Raw genomic sequence first — 19,727 nt, forward strand, 5'->3', positions numbered from 1 at the left:
AACTACATCTTAAACGTGTCGTCGCTCAGGTTTTTGTTGACCTCAACCTTCTGTACCTCCGCTTTGATTGTCTGCGGGCCTACCACGGTCTCCACCACGTATGGGAATTTCACGCCGTTCACCTCTTTGTAGTTGCTGTAGGTTTTGGTTTGCGTGATAACGCCCTGCGGTGTCTCCACGTTGTTCACTTCCTTCAGGCGCAGGCCAGAGTCTTTGGCGAAATAGTGGGTAGCTTTCTGGCCGTTAGGCTGCGTCACTTCCACGGTATAAGCGTCCTTGCCATCCACTTGCTCCATACCCGTCAGCTTGGTTGTGATGCCCAGCTTCTCGTACTGCAACACTGGGAACAGGCTTATTTCCAGTTTCTGCGTTTTTAACTCATCGGCGCTCATCTCCTTGTTCACGCCCTGCATTGGGGCCTCCATCTTGCCTTTGTCGCCGTTGATGGTCACGCGCTGCAGCGGGTTGTTGTTCATCAGGATCTGCACGGCGAACTTGTCTTTGCCCTTCTGCTGCTGCACTAGTGTAAGCGGCATCCCTTGTACAGTGGCGCTGCTGGTAATGGTCACGTCCTTCAGCTTGTCGATGTTAGCCTTTCCGCCTACTGCTTTGATGTAGTCCCCAATCACCTGCTCGGCGGTTAAGCCTGCCGGCACGTTCATGGCGGCGCGGTCTACTTTTTCGCCGGAGGCGTTGTAGTAGGTGATGGTATTGTCGTCTTTGTCGAAGGGCTGCAGCTTAGGGGCAATCTCGGAGGCGTTACCCACGGCCAGTATATGTAGCTTGTCCGGGTGAATGTACGCTTGCGCCACACGCTGCACATCCTTCGCCGTTACGGCTTCTACCTTCTTCAGGTAATTGGCATAGTAGTCTTCCGGCAGGCCATAACGGGCCGTGTTGATGGCGTATACCGCTACGGTTGCCGGGTTCTCCAGGCCACGGCCGAAGCTACCCATTACATAAGCCTTGGCATCACGCAATTCCTCCTCGCTCACCGACTCCTGTCGTATTTTACTCAGCTCATTCATAAACTCTACCACAGCACTGTCGGTTACCGCATTGCGCACGTTGGCGCTAGCATTAAAGCGGCCCAAAATCTCGTCTGGGCTAACTGATGAGTAAGCGCCGTAGGTATAACCATGCGTTTCGCGCAGGTTTTTGAACAGGCGAGAGTCCATGCCGCCGCCCAGGATGTTGTTCATCAAGGCAGCCGCTACGCCATCCTCCGCCCCGGGCTTCAACTTAGCAGGGTTCGTCAGCACCAAGGCGCTCTGCACCGCACTTGGGCGGTCCACAATCACGACCTGCGTGTGCTCAGGCTGCTGCGGCAGGTCGTAGGTTTTCTGAGGTACGTTGCCCTTCTCCCACTGCTTCAGCTCCTTCTTCAGAAGCTTCTTCACTTCTTTCGGTTTCACGTCGCCTACCACTGCCAGGTAGCCAATATTTGGCTTGTAATACGTGTTGTAATACTCCTGAATGTCCTGCAGTGTGATGTTCTCCACGGTCTCCTCCGTCATTAGCTCGCCATACGGATGGTTTTTGCCATACAGCACAAGGTTGCGCATGCGGCTGGCAATGGCATCCGGGTTGTCCTTCGACTGGGCCAGGCTGGCTTTCATCTGCTTTTTTACTTTGTCCAGTTCCTCTTGCGTGAACTTAGGGTGCAGCAGTGCATCCGACGTCAGGTCAAGCAAGGTGGGCATGTGCTTTTTCAGGGACGATGCGTTGAAGCCGGTAGCCGAGAAGTTCAGGTCCGCTCCGATGAAATCCACCTGCTCATCAAACTGGTCCTTTGTGCGGTTGGTGGTTCCGGTGCGCATCATCTGCCCTGCCGCCTGCACATAACCGGATTTGTCGCCTTCCAATATCGGATCTCTGTCCAGCACTAAAGACATCGATACCACAGGTTGCTTGTGGTTTTCCACCACGTATACCTTCAGCCCATTCTTTAAGGTAAAATGCTTGTACTCGCCCAGTTCAATTTTAGGAGCTGGCCCTGCAGGTGGAGGTGTGTTCTGCTGTGCCTGGGCAGGCGCTATACAAAGTAATGCCAGAGCCAGGAATGCGGTACTATATAGTTTCTTTATCATGATTGCTTTTTTTAAGACACAAGTAGTAAGACACAGGACTCAAGACTTTTTATAGGATGGGACTCTTGCGTGTAGTGTTGCATCTGTAATATTTGTCTAATGCCTTATGTCTGAAATCTAACGTCTTTATTTAGTTTGAGCTGATTTTGGCAGGTAGTGCAGCACCACGCGGTTGTCCTTGGTCAGGTACTGCTTGGCTACGCGCTGGATGTCCTCTTTCTTCACGTTCAGGTAGCGCTGCAACTCGTTGTTGATCAGGTTCGCGTCACCGAAGTACACATGGTAGTCGGCAAGGCTCTCAGCGATTCCGGCCACTGTGCTGTTGTCCTGCACAAAGTTGCTTTCTACCTGGTTGCACAGCTTTTGAAACTCGCGATCAGAGAGCGGCTCTGTTTTCACGCGTTCTATCTCTGCGTTCATCGCCTGCTCCAGGTCATCTACCTCTACACCCATGTTGGCGATGGCAAAGGTCAGGAACAGCCCCGGGTCTTCCGTCGGGAAGGGTATGGACGAGGCCACCACCGCTTTCTGCTGCTTGTCTACCAGCGCCTTTGGCAAACGGGCACTCTCACCGCCCGAAAGCAGCGTCGTCAGCATAGACAGGGCGTAGAAGTCGTCGGTGCCCTGCTCCGGAACATGGTAAGCCTGGATAACGGCGGGCAGCTGGATGTTGTCATACACGGTTTTACGGCGCTCCGCTGTTTGCTTTGGCTCTGTTACATCTGGGCGAGGTATGGCTTTCGTACCCTTCGGGATGCCGGAAAAGTATTCCGCTATTAGCTTCTTCGTCTCGCTTATGTCAATGTCGCCGGCAATGGAGAGGGTGGCGTTGTTGGGCACGTAGAAGGTCTTGTAGAAGTCGCGGAACTCCTCAATGCTGGCTGCGTTCAGGTCCTTGAAAGAGCCAATTGGCATCGTTTTGTAAGGATGCTTGGTGAAAGCAGTGGCAAACACGTTCTCGCCGATAGAGCCGTAAGGCTGGTTGTCGATGCGCTCACGCTTTTCCTCCTGTACCACCTTGCGCTGCGTTTCCACACCGGTCTGGTCTATTTTGGCGTGCTTCATGCGCTCCGCCTCCAGCCATAGCCCTAGGGCCAGTTGGTTAGATGGCAGCAACTCATAGTAGTAGGTGCGGTCGAAGGAAGTATTGGCGTTTAGGGCGCCGCCGGCCTTCTGTACCAGCGAACTGTATTGGCCACGGTCGATGTTCTCGGTGCCCTCAAACATCAGGTGCTCAAAAAAGTGGGCAAAGCCCGAGCGACCCTCTACCTCGTTTTTAGATCCGACATGGTATAGCACCGACACGGCCACGTTCGGCGTAGACTTGTCCTGGTGCAGGATTACGTGGAGCCCGTTGGGCAGGTCATATTCCGTGAACTCGATTTTGTTGTCTTTTGTCTGCGCCAGGGCAAGGAGGCCCGTGACACACCATAAAAGCCCGGTAAGGAGGTTGCGTTTCATGCGTTGTGAGTTAATGAAAGAATGGTACGCGCAGGCCTTCGCCTGCCTTGTGAGCGCTTGTGCTGCAAGGTATAAATTTAGCTCTAATCTGGCTGGGATGCCAATAACGCGCTAGAGCCTTCGGCCAATGCAGCCAAACACCTGATGAAAGCGCGTATTCTATAGATTAACCTGCTAAGGCAATAGCTGCCTGATTCCGTCTAGGATGTACTGCTTAGGCATGTTCAGTAACAGGGAAACCAGGAAGAAGGCAAAGGCGATGTATTTGGCCTGCACATTGCCCTTTGCATGATCCGGCAAGGCAACCAGATAATGCATTAGGCCTACCCAAAACAGGAAACTGAACGGTGCCAGCAACCGGTAATCCAAATCATCGAAGTGGGAGATGCTCCGCAGCAGCGCGACAGTAAGCAAATACAGGGACGCCACGAACAGGCAGGTCTGCGAAAACAGATTAAGGCGCGGAAGCTTTTCCACTTTCATCAAAATGGCGGCCATGGCGAGTAACTGAAGTACTACTGTAAAGTAAAGCAGGTAGTCAGGTTGGTTCCCCAACCGATACTTTCGGACCAGGAGCAGCTCATTCAGCAATCCTTCGATCATCATACCCACAAACGTACGGGTAGGCTCGGTGGAGGCCTCTAGTCGGTCGAAACCAGTCATAAATCCACTCAGCCTGTAGTTGAGGTATAAATAAGTGCCTGCCAGTATAGTTAGTAGTATGGAGGTGAGAAGTAGTTTGGCAGCAGCGCGTTTATCACCCTTAAAGTAGAAGTAGATGCCCAGCAAAGCCGGCACCGCAAATGAGAATGCCCCTACATAGCGCATCAAAAATAAGAAGGCACAAACTAAGAACAGGAGCAGCAAATGCTTTGCCTTCGCGTGTTGTAAGGTTTGTGCTGCCACAACGCAGAGGCAGAGCAAACCCAACAAGAAAGGGGCCTCGGACCAAGTGAAGCTGTAAATATCGAGGAAAGTGTAGGCGCTGTATACGGAGGCCATTATAAAGGCATACCGGCGGTTGAGGCAGCGGAAAAGTAAAAAGCCAAGGCCCAGCAGCACCAGGTTCAGCACTTTGGAAGCCCAGAACACGCTCAGGGGCAGCATGGAAGATACAAGATAGATCAGCACCGGATAGCCTACAGGCCAGGTTGAGAAGTACGCTCGTGTGCCATCCGCTTTTAGCACGTAAAAGCCATGCCCATCCAGCATGTTCTGAGCGAGCCCCAGATAGGCTTCTGAATCCGGAGTGGTATAGCCTGTAGCCTCCACATTCACTCTGAAGCAGATAATGGCTGCCAGCAACACATAGAGCAGCAGCAGCAGCGCATCGGCTCTAAGGAGATGTGGTTTTGAAGAGGATTCCGGCGTGGTCAAGAAAGCATCAAGTCAGTAGTGAAAGCAAGTAGATTTTGGGAAGGTTCCATAGTAACGAACCGACGAAAAACAGGAATAGTATATATTTGGCTTCTTTAACGCGCCCGATCTCGTCGGGCAGGGAAACGATGTAATTGACAAGCGCAAATAGCACCAGGTAAGTAAATGGGGAGAGCAGCCTGTAGTTGGGAGGATCGAACTGTGAGATGCTTCGCAAAACAACCAGCATCACCAAGTATGCCACGGCTGTAAGTATGGCCATGTGCGAAAGGCTGTTCTGCTTAAAGGCAGCCAGTACAGCGCTTCGTTGTTTGTGTAGGAGCCACCAGATACTGCCTATCACGGCAAGTTGCAGCCCTGCAGCAGCTATAGTCAGCACATCGGGCATCCCCTGCAAGTAATATTTCCGGATAACGAAAAGCTCGATAGCAATCCCCTTGATGGTCATCCATACTACCTGAAGCGGCGTTTCCATGTCGTGGTGGATGCGGGAGATGCCCGTGAAATGCCCAATGCGGACATAGTTATACAGCAAATGGCTGGCGGCAACCATACTTGCCGCCGCAGTTGCCGCCAGCAGGCCGATGCAAAGCCTGTGCAGCCGCAAGCGGTAGGTATAAAGGGCAATGCAAGCAGTAAGCCCATAGGCAAACAACCCGATATAGCGCACCAGAAACATGCCCGCCAGCGTGAGGGAAAGCAGTATTGTATACCTCCCCGCCGCCTGCCTGTCCATAACGATTCTATGGAGCAGGAAAACAAAACCAAGGCAGCCCAACATGAAAGTGGCTTCTGACCAGGTGTAGGAGTGCATCTCCAGCACAGTGAAGCTTCCGTAAAGGGAGGCCAGAACAAAAGCATACGGCCTGTTAATGCGGCGCAGCAACAGAAACCCTGCTCCTGCCACTAACAGGTTTAGTAGCTTAGAAGCCCAAAACAGGCTAAGGCCACTCACCCACGAGGCCGCTGCTACTAATACCGGGTAACCAATTGGCCAGGCAGTAAAGGGCGTTGGGGCATTTACCTGCCCTGTATGCAGCCCATACAGATCCCGGATGATGAAACCTTGCCCTTCTTGCAGGCTACGGGCAGCTTCCAGATAGTACTCCGAGTCTGGGGAGGTATACCCCGTGCTTTCGATACTGACCCGCAAAACCACCGCACTGCAATAGGCCAGAAAAAACAGCAGCAGCAGCAAGTCAGCCTTTTTCAGTGTTGTTACGGGCATCACTTAATACATCCGAGGCAGCTCAATGCCTTTTATCTTGCGGTATAGACCCAAGGCTGCCTGGTCAGTGAGGCTGGCTACGAAATCGGTGATGTGGATGATGCGCTCGTAGGCCGTGGCGCTGACGGGCAATTGTAAATAATGTGGGGGTATGAGCGCAGCCAGTTTGCGGTGGTGCTTCGACTCGGGGTGGAACACGGCTTTCACGCAGGCATCCAGCAGGCCGCCGAGCACCTCAAAGCCAGCCGCCTCAATCTCCAGCACCGGGCGGTTTTGGTAAATGAGCTGGATGGAAAGGTCCTTGATCTGGTCTAACACCGGTTTACAGGACAGCTCGTTGATCAGCGGCTTATCGTAAGTGCCTTGCAGGATTTCCTGCTCGTGCTGCAGGAAGATGGAGGCCGTTTCGTCAATCAGCTTGCCAATGATACGCGCACGCAGGTAGCCGATCTCCTCACGCCAGTCATAAAAGGTGAGGCTTGATTTGCGGTTGGGGCTGTCGTCCAGGATTTGGCGGAGCAAGTCCATCCCTTTTTCGTGCGGTACCAGCCCTAGCTTCAGGCCATCCTCAAAGTCGATGATGCGGTAGCAGATGTCATCGGCGGCCTCTACTAAGAAAGCGAGCGGATGGCGGTGGTAGAACACTGTATCGCCCTCTCCTTTCTTCAATAGCCCCAGCTCCTGTGCGATGTTCTGAAACCAGGCTTTCTCTGTCTGGAAGAAGCCGTATTTCTTTTCGCTGGTGTTCTTGGTGCCCTTAATGATTGGCCTCGACTCCTTCGGGTATTTTGTGAAGGTGGCCAGCGTGGTATAAGTCAGGCTGAGGCCTCCGGACATGTTGCAGTGGGCCGGATAGGTATAGGTGAGGATCCGGAAGCCCGCCGCGTTACCCTCAAAGTGCTGTAAGTCGGTTTTCTCGGCCTCCGTAAGCGCGGCAAGGTATGGCTGTGCCGCCTCGCTCAGGAAGTAAGCGGAGATGGCGTCCTCGCCGGAGTGCCCAAAAGGCGGGTTGCCGATGTCGTGGGCCAGGCAGGCGGCAGCCACCACATCACCGAAGTCAGCCTCCTGGATGTGCTTTTCCTCTGCTAGTTCCGGGTGCCGCTCCAAAATGCTCTTGCCCACAATGCGGCCCAGCGAGCGGCCTACCACCGAGGCTTCCAGGCTATGCGTCAGGCGGGTATGCACAAAGTCGCTCTCCGGCATGGGCATTACCTGTGTCTTGTTCTGCAACCTCCGGAAGGCCGATGAAAACACTACGCGGTCGTAGTCGCGCTGAAACTCGCCCCGCACCGATTCGTCAGTGCTGTATTTCGGGTCGTTGGTCTCGAAGCGCTTTTTCGACAGAAGTTTGTCCCAACTGGTGGTGGTTAAAGTGGTATAGGGCATAAAACAAGGAATAGGGTATAAAATCAGCTCAGCATAATGCTGATTGCAAGGGTGCTCAATACAAATATAGTCAGCGATACCAGGTATACAGCCGTTATCGGTATCAGCCACAAGAATGTGCGCAGGTAAGATTGCTTATACACCTGGTGTAAGGCAAAGTACAGGTAGAGCACACCAAGCCCAAATGCCCAGGCATCTACATCAAACCCTTTAAAGATGTATTCAATGCCTAAGCCCAGAATGACAAGAATGAAGAAAAAGGTATGAAAATGAACGGAGAACATGAGGTGCTCCACGTAGTTGCGGCGTTGCTTATAATAAAAGAGGTATAGGATAAAGCCGAAGAAAGGCATTAACAGGAACATCATGAAGGAGGTGTTTTTCAGCAGTTTCTGCTTGGAGTTCTCTTCGTCTTTTGCGAAGGCCATGAATTTCTCCTTTAATTCATCATTAAACATGAAATCCGGGGCGGCTGCCTGCGGCGGGTTAGCCGCAAGCAGGGAGTCAATTTCTGTTTGCTGGGCGGCATAGGCTGGCGGGAGCGCCTGGGCGACCTCCTCTGCATTCGAGGCCCCCACCACCTTAACAGTGCTTTCTTTTGACCGTATAGCCAACGCCGTGAAAAATACCAAGCTGACAAAAACATAAAGCCGGAACGGCGGAACATAGGACGCGCGCTGGCCCAGGTTAAATTTCTCAGTCAGCAAGCCCGGTCGGAAAAGCAGGTATTTAAGCGTTGTCCAGAACTTGGTGTCGTAGTGTAGGGTGCCTTCCAAGAACTCCCAGAGCAAGTGCTTTACAGGCACGTTCAGGTCGTGGTTTTCCTGTCCGCAGTTGGGGCAATAATTATTCACATCTTCGAAAACGTATCCGCAGTTTGGGCACTGGGTAAACTTTCGCCTGTTCTTTCTCATTCTTCCAAGATGGTTTGATCATTTCAAATATAGCCTTCTTCTTATAAATATGCTATGGTTGGATTGTCTCAGGAAGCAGATTAGATTGAGTCGGAAGCTATTTTCTACCATAAAATTCGTGGTAGGACAACAGAAAGGCTGGTGCTGAATGTTGCAAAATGATGTTTCCCCGCAAAAAAAATGAGCTATAATATACTGGAAATGAGTTTATAGCATTGGTTCAAAGGCAAAAACAATCAATATTATTATGTTGCAAACAGGCATAAGATTACCTTGTGTTATAACAATAATCATGTGAAATTTGTGTCTTAATCGTCCTTTCAAGTTCTGAAAACAGACCGTCCCTAAAACCTATTGCCACCTGAGGTATGTTGCCGTACGTGCGGAATGCTAGCCAGGTGTGCCAACCTGCTGAAACAGCTACCATGTATTCAGCTAAACTATAAATGCCGTTTCCTGCTGACTTTTACAGCCAGGCACGAAACGGCATTTACAGTTACTCACTTAGCCCTGCTTTTCGCATCAATGGAAACAACAAAGGCGGCACTTTCGCACCGCCTTCGCTTAATTGGCCACTTGAATCAGCTTAAAAGTTTAGAATCACCTCTTCAATAATGTCGCAGCAAGCGTGTAGCTGCTCCTGCGTCATCACGAGCGGGGGCGCAAAGCGTATGATGTCGCCGTGGGTAGGCTTGGCCAATAGCCCCTTGTCTTTCAGGGCCACGCATACATCCCAGGCGGTGCGCCCGTCGGCGGTTGGCTCCACCACAATAGCGTTCAGCAGTCCACGGCCGCGCACCAGCATTACCAGCTCGGGACGTTTAGAAATCAGGCCGCGCATACGTACCCGGAACAGCTCACCCAGCTTATCAGCGTTTTCGGTTAACTGCTCCTCTTTAATCACCTCCAAGGCTGCAATGGCTACTACGGCAGCCAAAGGGTTTCCGCCGAAGGTAGAGCCGTGCTCGCCTGGCTGAATGCAGAGCATGATATCGTCGTTTGCCAGCACGCAGGATACCGGTAGCACGCCTCCTGAAAGCGCTTTACCCAGGATTAGAATGTCGGCCTTAACATCGTCGTAGTAGCTGGCCAACAGCTTTCCGGTGCGGCCAATGCCCGTCTGTATCTCATCGGCCATCAGTAACACGTTATACTCCTTACAAAGGGCATGCGCTTTTGCCAGGTAGCCCTCATCTGGTACCACCACTCCGGCTTCGCCCTGGATCGGCTCCACCAAGAATCCGCAAATATTTGGGTTTTCCTGCAGAGCCTGCTCCAGCGCGTTTATATCATTATAAGGAATCACTTTATACCCCGGCATGTAAGGCCCGAAGCCTTTGGTGGAGTCCGGGTCGGTGGAAAAGGAAATGATGCCTGTGGTGCGGCCATGGAAGTTATGCTCCACCACCAGGATCTCGGCTTTGTTCGGGGCGATGCCCTTTTTCATGTAGCCCCACTTGCGCACCAGCTTGATGGCGGTTTCCACGGCCTCGGCACCCGAGTTCATGTACAAGGCCTTGTCGTAACCGAAGTACTCGCAAATGTATTGCTCGGCTACCCCCAGTTTGTCGTTGTAGAAGGCACGGGAGGTTAAGGTAAGCTGCTGCGCCTGCTCTACCAAGGCATTGATGATTTTTGGGTGGCAGTGCCCCTGGTTCACGGCGCTGTAAGCCGACAGGAAATCATAATAGCGTTTGCCCTCCACGTCCCACAGGTAAACGCCCTCGCCGCGGTTCAGCACCACGGGCAGCGGGTGGTAGTTATGGGCACCGTACTGGTGCTCTACATCAATGGCCTGTTGGCTGGAGGTGATTGTTAGCGTGCTCATAGTTTTTCGTTTTATTTTCTCTCATGGCGCCACCGCAAGCCATGCGCGGTTAGCAACCACTATAGATACAGTGATTTTGTAAATGTAGTAAATCGGGTACTGGTATGAAACCGCTGCCCCCTCTCCTATACGGCGCTCGGGCATTGGCTGTGGCATCCGTTAGCCTTTATATACTAGTTTGTGTAAGTTTGCAGCCTAAGCGATACAGATGTGAGTCAACAGTTGAAAGAAGGGGAAGATTACTACCTGAATGCGCAGGGCTTGATGGTGTTCACCGCCACTTACCACCTGAAGCGGGGGTACTGCTGCCAAAGCGGTTGCAAGCACTGCCCCTATGGCTTCCGGAAGCAGCAGAAAGGCGAAGAAGGCTTAAGGCAAGTATAAAATATGTCACCCAAAACGCCTGTCAGGTGACGCTATACACATTTGCAGGAAAAATATTTCCTATGGCTTTGAAATTCTGTATCTTTTTTAGGATATTTGCACCCCTATTGAAATAATTTAGAAGAATATACAAGATGGCACGAGTTTGCGATTTAACAGGTAAAAGACCACGCGTAGGTAACAACGTATCTCACGCTAACAATAAGACGAAGCGTAAGTTCTATCCAAACCTTCAGAAGAAGCGTTTCTACATCCCGGAAGAGGATGCTTGGGTAACACTTAAAGTTTCTACGTCTGCACTTAGAACAATCAACAAGAACGGTATTTCTTCCGTGTTGAAGAAAGCAGTAGAGCAGGGTTATATCATGTTTTAGTGGCTGCGGACGGGCTACGTCTCCAGCTGGCTTGCTTTAGAGCTTGCAGCGGGTAGCGAAAGTTCGGCCGGGTTTGCCATCTGATTTATATATGATTCCACCGGCAACGGAGAGAGGTGTGTCAGCGGTAGCTTCACTTCGCTCCGTTGCCGTTTTTTCGACGCTGCTTTTCAGTTAGCTGCTTAAGGGCGGGTGCCTTTTAGGTAGTATGGCGAGGAAAAATGGAGGGGAAGGCATCGCCTGAACAGCCATGGTAACGGATCTATGTAAAGGTTGTGAAAACATGCAAAATTGTTTCACAATAAAATTTATACTTTGTTTGTTATTAGAGTTTTAAGCAGCTATATTTGCAGTCCTAAATAAAAAATTACATTAGAGATGGCTAAAAAAGCAAAAGGTAATAGAATCCAGGTTATTATGGAGTGTACAGAGCAGAAGACTACTGACATACCTGGAACTTCAAGGTACATCACTACCAAAAACAGAAAGAATACTGCGGAGCGTCTTGAGCTGAAGAAGTATAACCCGAATCTGAAGAAAGTAACTTTACATAAAGAAATTAAATAACCATGGCTAAGAAGGTAGTTGCAACCCTAAAAACCGCCACAGGTAAAGACTGGGCAAAAGTAATTAAAGCAGTAAAGTCGCCTAAGACAGGTGCTTACAGCTTTAAAGAAGAAATGGTGCCTGTAGATAAAGTACAGGATTACTTCAAAAAATAGTAAGCCTACTCTACTATATAGATAGATCACATGAAGAAGTCCCATTAGTGGGACTTTTTTAGTATATTACCGTTTCACCGAAAGTCGTCTTCCTTACTAAAACCAACCGTATGGGCATTTTTGACTTTTTCAGCAAAGAGAAGAAAAAAGAGTCGCTGGACAAAGGCCTGGAGAAAACCAAGAGCAATTTCTTCGGTCAGTTAAGCAAGGCTGTCGTCGGCAAATCCACTGTTGACGTGGAAGTGCTCGATGAGTTGGAGGAGATATTGGTGCATGCTGATGTGGGCGTCGATACGACCGTGAAGATCATCGACCGCATTGAGAAGCGCGTAGCCAAAGACAAGTACGTGAACACCTCGGAATTGGACCGCATCCTGCGCGAGGAGATTGCCGCCCTGCTGGAGGAGAACAACTCCGGCGACGGCGCCGACTTTGAGCTGCCGGCAGGTATAAAGCCTTATGTGATTATGGTGGTTGGCGTGAATGGTGTGGGTAAGACTACAACCATTGGCAAACTGGCTGCCCAATTCCACAAAGCAGGTAAGAAAGTAGTATTAGGCGCTGCCGATACCTTCCGGGCCGCGGCCGTAGACCAACTGATTATTTGGGGCGAACGCGTGGGCGTTCCGGTGATCTCGCACGGTATGAATACGGACCCCGCTTCAGTGGCTTACGACGCCGTGAAAAAAGGTGTGGAGTTAGGTGCTGACGTGGTGATTATCGACACGGCCGGCCGACTGCACAACAAGGTAGGCTTGATGAACGAGCTCTCGAAGATAAAGCGGGTGATGCAGAAAGTGACAGAAGACACCCCGCATGAAGTGCTCTTGGTACTAGACGGAAGCACAGGCCAAAACGCGCTGTTGCAGGCCCGTGAGTTCACCAAAGCCACCGACGTAACGGCCCTGGCCATTACCAAGCTCGACGGCACTGCCAAGGGTGGTGTGGTGATCGGGATATCCGACGAGTTTAAGATTCCGGTGAAGTATATTGGGGTTGGCGAGAAAATCGAGGACCTGCAGCTGTTCGACAAGCACGGATTTGTAGAGTCGTTCTTCTCGCGCTAATAACCATTAACGCACATACCATGGAAAAGCTTTTGCTGCTGCCATTCGTGCTGTTGCTCTCTTCTTGCAATGGCACTAGCCAATCTGTGCATACACCGGAAAGCCGCGAGCAGTTAGGCACTTCCAACCCCCAGCAACAAGCCGTGGCCAACTCTTCACAAGCGCAGCAAGCGCCCATTGCGCAGGGTATTGCCGGACAAGTCATCTGGAAATCCGGCAACCAGATGCCCTCACCAGATGCGCCGCCCAGCAAGGGCAGAGGCGTACAGCGCACCTTGTACATCTACGAGCTAACTAACAGCACACAAGCCCATACCGTAAACGGTGTTTTTCACACCAACATTCAAACTCCCCTAGTTACTCAGGTAGATACAGATGCTGACGGCAAATTTGCAGTGAGTCTGAAACCTGGCAAATACAGTCTTTTCTCTAAAGAGGATAAAGGCATGTATGCAAACCTCTTCGACGGTGAAATGAACATCAACCCGGTGGAAGTGCAGGAAGGGCAAGTAACAAATGTAGAGTTTCTGATAAATTATACTGCTGCATATTAGGGCAATAACCTTCAGGCGTTTCTGAGTTACAAGTGTAAGCACCATTCCGCTGCAGCAGTTGAAGAAGCTCCCTATAGCTGGTCTTCTGCCTATGATCATAAAAAAGCGGGCCACCATACATAATGAAAGTTACGTGTAGTGGCCCGCTGTTATTAAGTTTGTTTTGCTGGGATGTAGCGTATTAGCTATTGTCTTTGCCGTTGTAGTTACTCCACTGCGCTTCTCCTTTCGGTTCGGAACTTGTTATTTCAGCACTTTTGGTTTTGCTCAGCTCCTTGTTCATTTTCTCAGTGAGCTCCATTTCCTTCTCAATTCCTTTCTCACGGTTTTGCAAGCCTTCCGTTTCTTTTACATGGTTGATAGGGTCTTCCACATAATCCCAGCTTTTGCCCGTAATCGGCATATTCCCGTCATTCCATGGTCCTCGTGCACTTTCGCCTTGTGACAGGTTAAAGTATTGGTTCGTGAAACGCGGATCCGCCTGCAGTACTCCCGGCGGGTAGTTTGGCTGTATCGTAGAAAGGGCTGCTTCAAACATCTCGAAGTGGGCAACCTCCCGTGTCATCAAAAACGAGAGGGTTTCCTTTACATACGGGTCGTCTGTAAACTGCATTAAATATTCATACACCAGTTTCGCCCTGGATTCAGAAGCGATATTAGAGCGTAAGTCTACAGTTAAGTCGCCGTTAGAATGCACATAAGAGGCGCACCACGGAATACCCTGGCTGTTGGTCAGGCGTGGTCCACCAGCGCTCAGTACGCCGAACTGCGGGTTTGACATAGCTTGATGAATTATATTTTCTTTGGCAGCTTTACCATCCAGCACACCCATAATCTCAGATTGGTCAGCAGCATCCTTTAACTCGCCGTTTACACCTTTGAGCAGCATCTGAATTGTAGCACCCACAATTTCTAAATGGCTGAATTCTTCGGTGGCGATATCCATCAGCATATCATACTTATCAGGGTATGGTTGCTTGGCAGCAAAAGCCTGACTGAAGTACTGCATGGCAGCGGCTAGCTCACCGTTTTCGCCTCCAAACTGCTCTAGGAGCAAGGTGGCAAATCGGGGGTCTGGTTTAGACACTCGGGCATTGAACTGTAATTCTTTAACGTGATGAAACATAGCTTGCTTTCTTTAGGTGTTTAACCATCAATAAAACGGCGGGCTAAAAGATTTGTTAAGGGGCCATCCTTGCTTTTGCCACTATACCAGCACCTGAATGAGGGAATTTTCTAACGAAGGTTTACTACAGTTGCGCCTCTTTTGAAAGGCCAGCGCCTCTGAATAAGGATTTTATCATCAACAGTACCCGCAGCATAACCATATCGTCAGGCTATAGACGACGCACTTAAATCAGGTATTATTCCAATCAACATTAAGTATAAATACATCACTTGCTCAAATGGCTGACTCGAGCTATTTTTTCTTAAATACTCATGTTTCTTATGCTACTGAATTTCTTAAAAGGAGCTTTTTCAAGTAGGTCTGTCTTAATCTTCTGGTACAAAAGGTTAGTAGCTTCAGAAGCACTTATTTTATTCCCTAAACATATTGTACCTTTGCAGCTTGATTTCCAAAACGAACTAATACAGGTTGGCATTGGTTTTCAGTGACTAACAAGTATTATCGCGATAATTAATACATAAGTGAAGGTAAGAACTCTCAAAAAAGATAAAGTAAACGTAATTACATTAGGTTGCTCTAAAAATCTGGTGGATTCGGAAGTGTTGATGGGGCAGTTGCGTGCCAACGAGATCGAGGTGGCGCACGAGTCTGACAAAGACGATTCCAATATAATTGTGGTGAATACCTGCGGCTTCATCGATAATGCCAAGCAGGAGTCTATCGATACCATTCTGCGCTACGCAGAGGCCAAAGAATCGGGACAGATAGACAAGCTGTACGTGACAGGCTGCCTGTCGCAGCGCTACAAAGACTCGCTGGAGCAGGAAATTCCGCAGGTAGACGCTTATTTTGGCACGCTGGAGCTCCCGCAACTGCTCAAGAAGCTGGATGCCGATTATAAGCATGAGCTGATTGGCGAGCGTCTGATCACGACTCCGTCTCACTACGCTTATTTCAAGATTGCCGAAGGCTGCAACCGTCCCTGCTCTTTCTGTGCTATACCTTTGATGCGCGGCAAGCACGTGGACCGTCCGATAGAGGACTTGGTGAAGGAGGCCAAGCGCCTGGCCAGCATGGGCACCAAAGAGCTGATCCTGATTGCGCAGGACCTGACTTACTACGGGCTGCAGCACTACGGCGAGCGTAAGCTGGCTGACCTGCTCCGCAACCTGTCGGATGTGAACGGCATTGACTGGATACGCATGCAATATGCCTACCCGTCGCAGTTCCCGATGGAGGTGTTTGACGTGATGAACGAGCGCGAGAACATCTGCAAGTACATGGACATGCCGCTACAGCACATCTCCGACAACATGCTCAAAACTATGCGCCGCGGTATCAGCAAGCGCCGCACGATCGAGTTGGTAGATACTATCCGCCAGCGCGTGCCGGACATCGCTTTAAGAACAACGCTTATCGCAGGCCATCCGGGCGAAAGCGACAAGGATTTCCAGGAGCTGTACGACTGGGTAGAGGAGACGCGCTTCGATCGTTTGGGAATATTCACTTATTCGCACGAGGAAAACACGCACTCGCACACCTTGGTGGATGATGTGCCGGATGAGGTGAAGCAGGAGCGCGCCGACGCCATCATGGAATTGCAGCAGGGCATCTCGGTGGAGCTGAACGAGGAGAAAGTAGGCAAGACCTACAAAGTACTGTTCGACCGCAAGGAGAGTGGCTATTTTGTGGGCCGCACCCAGTACGACTCACCAGAAGTAGACAACGAAGTGCTGGTACCAGCTGACAGCAACTTCGTCCGCCTCGGCGATTTCGCCAACGTCAAGATCACAGACTCTTCTGACTTTGATCTGTACGGGGAAGTGGTAATGTAGACCTGTAGACCTCCCCCTGCCCCCTCCTAAAAACAGGAGGGGGTGTAGAATACATCAATCAGCAAAAGCCTTGCTCTATTTTTGAGTAGGGCTTTTGCTTTTTTTGGAACAAAATGAATTTCAGGCAGTGTTTTCTGGCAAAATATACCCCATGCGAAAAGACCAGGTGCACAGCATTCCAAACCTTAAGATGGAGCGTGCGCTCTTACGGAATAATATGACGCCAGCAGAAGAAGAGCTTTGGCGCCTCCTTCGCAAGCACAAAGCCAGCGGTCGCAAATTTAGAAGGCAGCATAGCATCGGGAGCTACATTGTGGACTTCTACTGTGCCTCGGAGAAGTTGGTGATAGAGGTAGACGGCTCCGTGCATGACACCCCGGAAGCCATCGAGAACGATGAAATTAGAGACAAGACTTTGGAACACCTAGGATATAAAGTCCTCCGAATCAGAAACAGCGAAGTCTTTGAGCAACCGAAATCGGTGATTCAAAGGATTATCGATTTCTTTCATATCGACACCTAAAATCCCCCCTCCTGTTTTTAGGAGGGGGTTAGGGGGAGGTCATTTCAACACGTGCCTGCTCAGCACCCGGTAAGCCTCGTTGATGTTATCGCCTTTCCGGAAATCCTGCTTGATAGTCGGTTCGGTTTCGCCGGTGAGCCAGATCTTTAGCTCAGCGTCGAGGTCGCCGATGCCGGCGCTCTCTTTAGAGAAGGACTTGATGTGCTTGTAAGGCACGCTTTGATAGTCGATTTTGGTGCCGGTCAGGCCCTGCTTGTTCACCAGAATCAGGCGCCTGTTCGTGAACACCAGCATGTCCCGGATCAGTTTATAGGCGCGCTCGATCTGCTCATCCTCAATCAGGATCGGTTGAAACTCCTTGGTTATTTTTTCGATGGACACCTCCGAAGCGTGTCCCATCATACCGCTTAATAATCCCATAGCTTTCTTTATATATGATTCTGTACATCAGTGTACGTATGGCCCCGGATAGGTTTTCGGGTTGGGCGCGATCCTGCCATATACTTGCCTGAACCCGGATAGCTGCTGCTCATACCGGGTCAGGCGCTTTCTATCGGATCGGCTGCAAAACACAAAATAAAGCCGTTACTTTGTGCGGCAGCGGGCAAAATGCTGGATTATTGCAACACATTTCGGGGTAAGCTGTTAAAGAGGCTATACTCAAGGCAAACATGCAGATGGAAGTATCTACAATGAAAGTTTCTACAATGGACTACGCCGCCACCGGCGCATTCTCCCAGACGATATCCGATTACCTCTGTCGCAGCGAGCAGCTACGGCCGTTCTACAACCGCTTCCCGACATTGGAGGCTTTTGAGGCCCAGTTGCAGGAGAAAAGTTTTGGTGCTGCCCAGCGCGAAACGCTCCATCAAGCGCTTCAGGAACAATACACGAGTGTTGCTGAGATCCATCCGAACGTGCAGCAGAACATTGACTCGCTGCAGCAGCCTAACACGTATACCATCACCACGGGGCACCAGCTCAATATCTTCACGGGGCCGCTGTATTTTGTCTATAAGATCATCACGGCCATCAACACCTGCCGCCAACTCAAAGAGAAGTATCCGGACTACAACTTCGTGCCGGTATACTGGATGGCTACCGAAGACCATGATTTTGCGGAGATAAACCATTTTAACCTGTTCGGGAAAAATTATACCTGGGAGACAGCCCAGAAAGGCGCCGTGGGTAGGTTTACGATGGAGGGAATGGAGAAAGTGCTGGAGGAGCTGCCTGAGGCTTACCCCGTTTTTGAAGAAGCTTACCGCAACAGCAAGAACCTGGCGGATGCCACCCGTGCCATCACACATGCCCTGTTCGGAGCGTATGGCTTAGTAAGCATCGACGGCGACCATGCCGAGCTAAAGAAAGCCCTGACGCCCGTAGTGGAGCAGGAACTGACCGAGCAGCGCTCGAACAAACTAGTGGAGGAGGTGAATGCGCAACTAGAGCAGCTTAACTACAAGCAGCAGGTATACTCCCGCGACATCAACCTGTTTTACCTGTTGGATGGACTACGCGAGCGCATTGTGCTGGAAGGGGATAGGTATGGAGTCCTGAATACCGACATCAGTTTCGGTCGCGACGAGATGCTGCAGGAGGCCAAGGCGCATCCTGAGCGCTTTAGCCCGAATGTGATCCTGCGCCCGCTTTATGAAGAGTTGATCCTGCCGAACCTGGCTTATATTGGCGGTGGGGCAGAGGTAGCCTATTGGTTCCAGCTGAAAAAACTGTTTGAGGCCTACCACGTGACTTTCCCGGTGCTGATGCTGCGCAACTCTGCGCTATATATCAGTCGCAGCAATAGCAGCCGTATGCATAAGCTGGATCTGCAGCCGGAAGATATGTTCCAGGATTACCAGGGCCTGAAAAAGTACCTGTCGGACCAACTGCATGAGGAGGAAATTAGCCTGGAGGCGCAGCGCGACACTGTGGCCGCTGCCTTTGCTGCGGTAGAGGAACTGGCTAAAAGCGTAGACCCAACTTTGGTGAAGGCCGTGGGTGCTGAGGCGCAGAAAGTCCACAACTCGCTGCAGATGCTGGAGAAAAAGATATCGAAAGCCCGCGACAGCAAGCATGAGCAAACCTTCAAGCAGCTCGAGAACCTGAAGGACAAGCTGTTCCCGAACGGCGGCCTGCAGGAGCGCCACGACAACCTGCTGACATACCAGACGAATAACCCGAATTTTATACCTGCGCTGGTAGAGGCCTTCGATCCGTTCGAGTTCAAATTCACGATTCTGGAGGAGGAGTAATGGAGAAAGCGGAGCTACGCAAGCAAATGCTGCGGCAGCGGCAGGCTCTTCCGCCGGAAGAGGTGCAGGCACGCAGCCAACGCATCGCCGATAATTTCTTCCGCCACCTATCGCTACAAACTGGCCAAACGGTGCATGTGTTTCTGCCGATCCTCAAGCATAACGAGGTAAACACCTGGCTGCTTATTGAGCGCTTGCGGGAGGAGCACCCTGAGGTGCGGGTAGCCGTGCCCGTAACTGATGTGGCACAGCATGTGCTGACGCACCATGAACTGACAAAAGAAGCTGTGCTGGTAGAGAATGCCTGGGGGATACCGGAGCCGCAACAAGCCCAAATCATACATGCCCGGGAAGTAGATTTAGTGGTTCTGCCGCTGCTGGCCTTTGATGAAGTGGGCCACCGCGTGGGTTACGGCAAGGGCTTTTACGATCGCTTCCTGGCCGACTGCCGCCCTGATGTGCTGAAAGTAGGGCTGAGCCTGGAGCCGCCCATCCCGCGTATAGCCGACCCTAACCCTTTTGATGTGCCGCTTGATGTAGTGGTGATGCCGGAGGGGGTATGGCGCCCGGAAGAACGATACTAACACGCATGCCACTAAA

Annotated in this window: 19 protein-coding genes; 10 read left to right on the plus strand and 9 right to left on the minus strand. The window is 50.9% G+C overall.

The window, feature by feature from the left end:
- Window positions 1-2: 2 nt before the first annotated feature.
- The 7 genes from ACXYMU_RS00120 to rocD form a co-directional block, all read right to left on the minus strand.
- Window positions 3-2,090: an insulinase family protein gene (locus tag ACXYMU_RS00120; protein ID WP_458984312.1), complete on the minus strand. Its 2,088-nt coding sequence runs from the start codon at window positions 2,088-2,090 to the stop codon at window positions 3-5.
- A 126-nt stretch (window positions 2,091-2,216) separates the two neighbouring features.
- Complete coding sequence (locus tag ACXYMU_RS00125) at window positions 2,217-3,551, minus strand: M16 family metallopeptidase (RefSeq protein WP_458984313.1); 1,335 nt, start codon at window positions 3,549-3,551, stop codon at window positions 2,217-2,219.
- Window positions 3,552-3,725: 174 nt separating this feature from the next.
- Window positions 3,726-4,928: a hypothetical protein gene (locus ACXYMU_RS00130; RefSeq protein WP_458984314.1), complete on the minus strand. Its 1,203-nt coding sequence runs from the start codon at window positions 4,926-4,928 to the stop codon at window positions 3,726-3,728.
- A gap of 7 nt (window positions 4,929-4,935) precedes the next feature.
- Window positions 4,936-6,156 (minus strand): hypothetical protein, encoded by a 1,221-nt coding sequence (locus ACXYMU_RS00135; protein WP_458984315.1) that lies wholly within the window; start codon window positions 6,154-6,156, stop codon window positions 4,936-4,938.
- 3 nt (window positions 6,157-6,159) lie between these two features.
- Window positions 6,160-7,542: a dGTP triphosphohydrolase gene (gene dgt / locus ACXYMU_RS00140; protein WP_458984316.1), complete on the minus strand. Its 1,383-nt coding sequence runs from the start codon at window positions 7,540-7,542 to the stop codon at window positions 6,160-6,162.
- Between the two features lie 23 nt (window positions 7,543-7,565).
- On the minus strand, window positions 7,566-8,456 hold the full coding sequence (locus ACXYMU_RS00145) for a DUF3667 domain-containing protein (protein ID WP_458984317.1): 891 nt from the start codon (window positions 8,454-8,456) through the stop codon (window positions 7,566-7,568).
- 586 nt (window positions 8,457-9,042) lie between these two features.
- The gene (gene rocD, locus ACXYMU_RS00150) at window positions 9,043-10,284 is read right to left on the minus strand and encodes an ornithine--oxo-acid transaminase (protein WP_458984318.1); all 1,242 of its coding nucleotides are present in this window, start codon (window positions 10,282-10,284) and stop codon (window positions 9,043-9,045) included.
- A gap of 210 nt (window positions 10,285-10,494) precedes the next feature.
- Between rocD and ACXYMU_RS00155 the strand changes: the two genes are divergently transcribed.
- The 6 genes from ACXYMU_RS00155 (at window position 10,495) to ACXYMU_RS00180 (ending at window position 13,385) form a co-directional block, all read left to right on the plus strand.
- A complete protein-coding gene (locus ACXYMU_RS00155) occupies window positions 10,495-10,668 on the plus strand; it encodes a DUF5522 domain-containing protein (RefSeq protein ID WP_458984319.1) in 174 nt (57 codons plus the stop codon).
- Window positions 10,669-10,802: 134 nt separating this feature from the next.
- The gene (gene rpmB / locus ACXYMU_RS00160) at window positions 10,803-11,042 is read left to right on the plus strand and encodes a 50S ribosomal protein L28 (RefSeq protein WP_458984320.1); all 240 of its coding nucleotides are present in this window, start codon (window positions 10,803-10,805) and stop codon (window positions 11,040-11,042) included.
- A gap of 378 nt (window positions 11,043-11,420) precedes the next feature.
- Window positions 11,421-11,609: a 50S ribosomal protein L33 gene (gene rpmG / locus ACXYMU_RS00165; RefSeq protein WP_458984321.1), complete on the plus strand. Its 189-nt coding sequence runs from the start codon at window positions 11,421-11,423 to the stop codon at window positions 11,607-11,609.
- A gap of 2 nt (window positions 11,610-11,611) precedes the next feature.
- Window positions 11,612-11,764, plus strand: a complete 153-nt coding sequence (locus tag ACXYMU_RS00170) for a DUF4295 domain-containing protein (protein ID WP_458984322.1) — start codon at window positions 11,612-11,614, stop codon at window positions 11,762-11,764.
- Window positions 11,765-11,874: 110 nt separating this feature from the next.
- A complete protein-coding gene (gene ftsY / locus ACXYMU_RS00175) occupies window positions 11,875-12,831 on the plus strand; it encodes a signal recognition particle-docking protein FtsY (protein WP_458984323.1) in 957 nt (318 codons plus the stop codon).
- 20 nt (window positions 12,832-12,851) lie between these two features.
- Window positions 12,852-13,385, plus strand: a complete 534-nt coding sequence (locus tag ACXYMU_RS00180; RefSeq protein WP_458984324.1) for a carboxypeptidase regulatory-like domain-containing protein — start codon at window positions 12,852-12,854, stop codon at window positions 13,383-13,385.
- Window positions 13,386-13,566: 181 nt separating this feature from the next.
- On the opposite strand, the gene ACXYMU_RS00185 is transcribed toward ACXYMU_RS00180, so the two are convergent.
- Window positions 13,567-14,511 carry a manganese catalase family protein gene (locus tag ACXYMU_RS00185; RefSeq protein WP_458984325.1) on the minus strand — a complete coding sequence of 315 codons (945 nt, stop codon included), beginning with the start codon at window positions 14,509-14,511 and terminating at the stop codon, window positions 13,567-13,569.
- Between the two features lie 524 nt (window positions 14,512-15,035).
- Between ACXYMU_RS00185 and rimO the strand changes: the two genes are divergently transcribed.
- On the plus strand, window positions 15,036-16,349 hold the full coding sequence (gene rimO / locus ACXYMU_RS00190; protein ID WP_458984326.1) for a 30S ribosomal protein S12 methylthiotransferase RimO: 1,314 nt from the start codon (window positions 15,036-15,038) through the stop codon (window positions 16,347-16,349).
- A 151-nt stretch (window positions 16,350-16,500) separates the two neighbouring features.
- On the plus strand, window positions 16,501-16,872 hold the full coding sequence (locus ACXYMU_RS00195; RefSeq protein WP_458984327.1) for an endonuclease domain-containing protein: 372 nt from the start codon (window positions 16,501-16,503) through the stop codon (window positions 16,870-16,872).
- Between the two features lie 39 nt (window positions 16,873-16,911).
- Here ACXYMU_RS00195 and ACXYMU_RS00200 read toward each other — a convergent pair whose 3' ends face one another.
- Window positions 16,912-17,292 carry a PH domain-containing protein gene (locus ACXYMU_RS00200; RefSeq protein ID WP_458984328.1) on the minus strand — a complete coding sequence of 127 codons (381 nt, stop codon included), beginning with the start codon at window positions 17,290-17,292 and terminating at the stop codon, window positions 16,912-16,914.
- 257 nt (window positions 17,293-17,549) lie between these two features.
- Here ACXYMU_RS00200 and bshC point away from each other — a divergent pair, with 257 nt between their 5' ends.
- Both bshC and ACXYMU_RS00210 read left to right on the plus strand, forming a co-directional pair.
- Window positions 17,550-19,127 (plus strand): bacillithiol biosynthesis cysteine-adding enzyme BshC, encoded by a 1,578-nt coding sequence (gene bshC, locus ACXYMU_RS00205; protein ID WP_458984329.1) that lies wholly within the window; start codon window positions 17,550-17,552, stop codon window positions 19,125-19,127.
- Complete coding sequence (locus ACXYMU_RS00210; RefSeq protein WP_458984330.1) at window positions 19,127-19,711, plus strand: 5-formyltetrahydrofolate cyclo-ligase; 585 nt, start codon at window positions 19,127-19,129, stop codon at window positions 19,709-19,711. The genes bshC and ACXYMU_RS00210 overlap by 1 nt, the downstream gene beginning before the upstream one ends.
- Window positions 19,712-19,727: the final 16 nt, after the last annotated feature.

The sequence above is a fragment of the Pontibacter sp. CAU 1760 genome, from assembly GCF_054482735.1.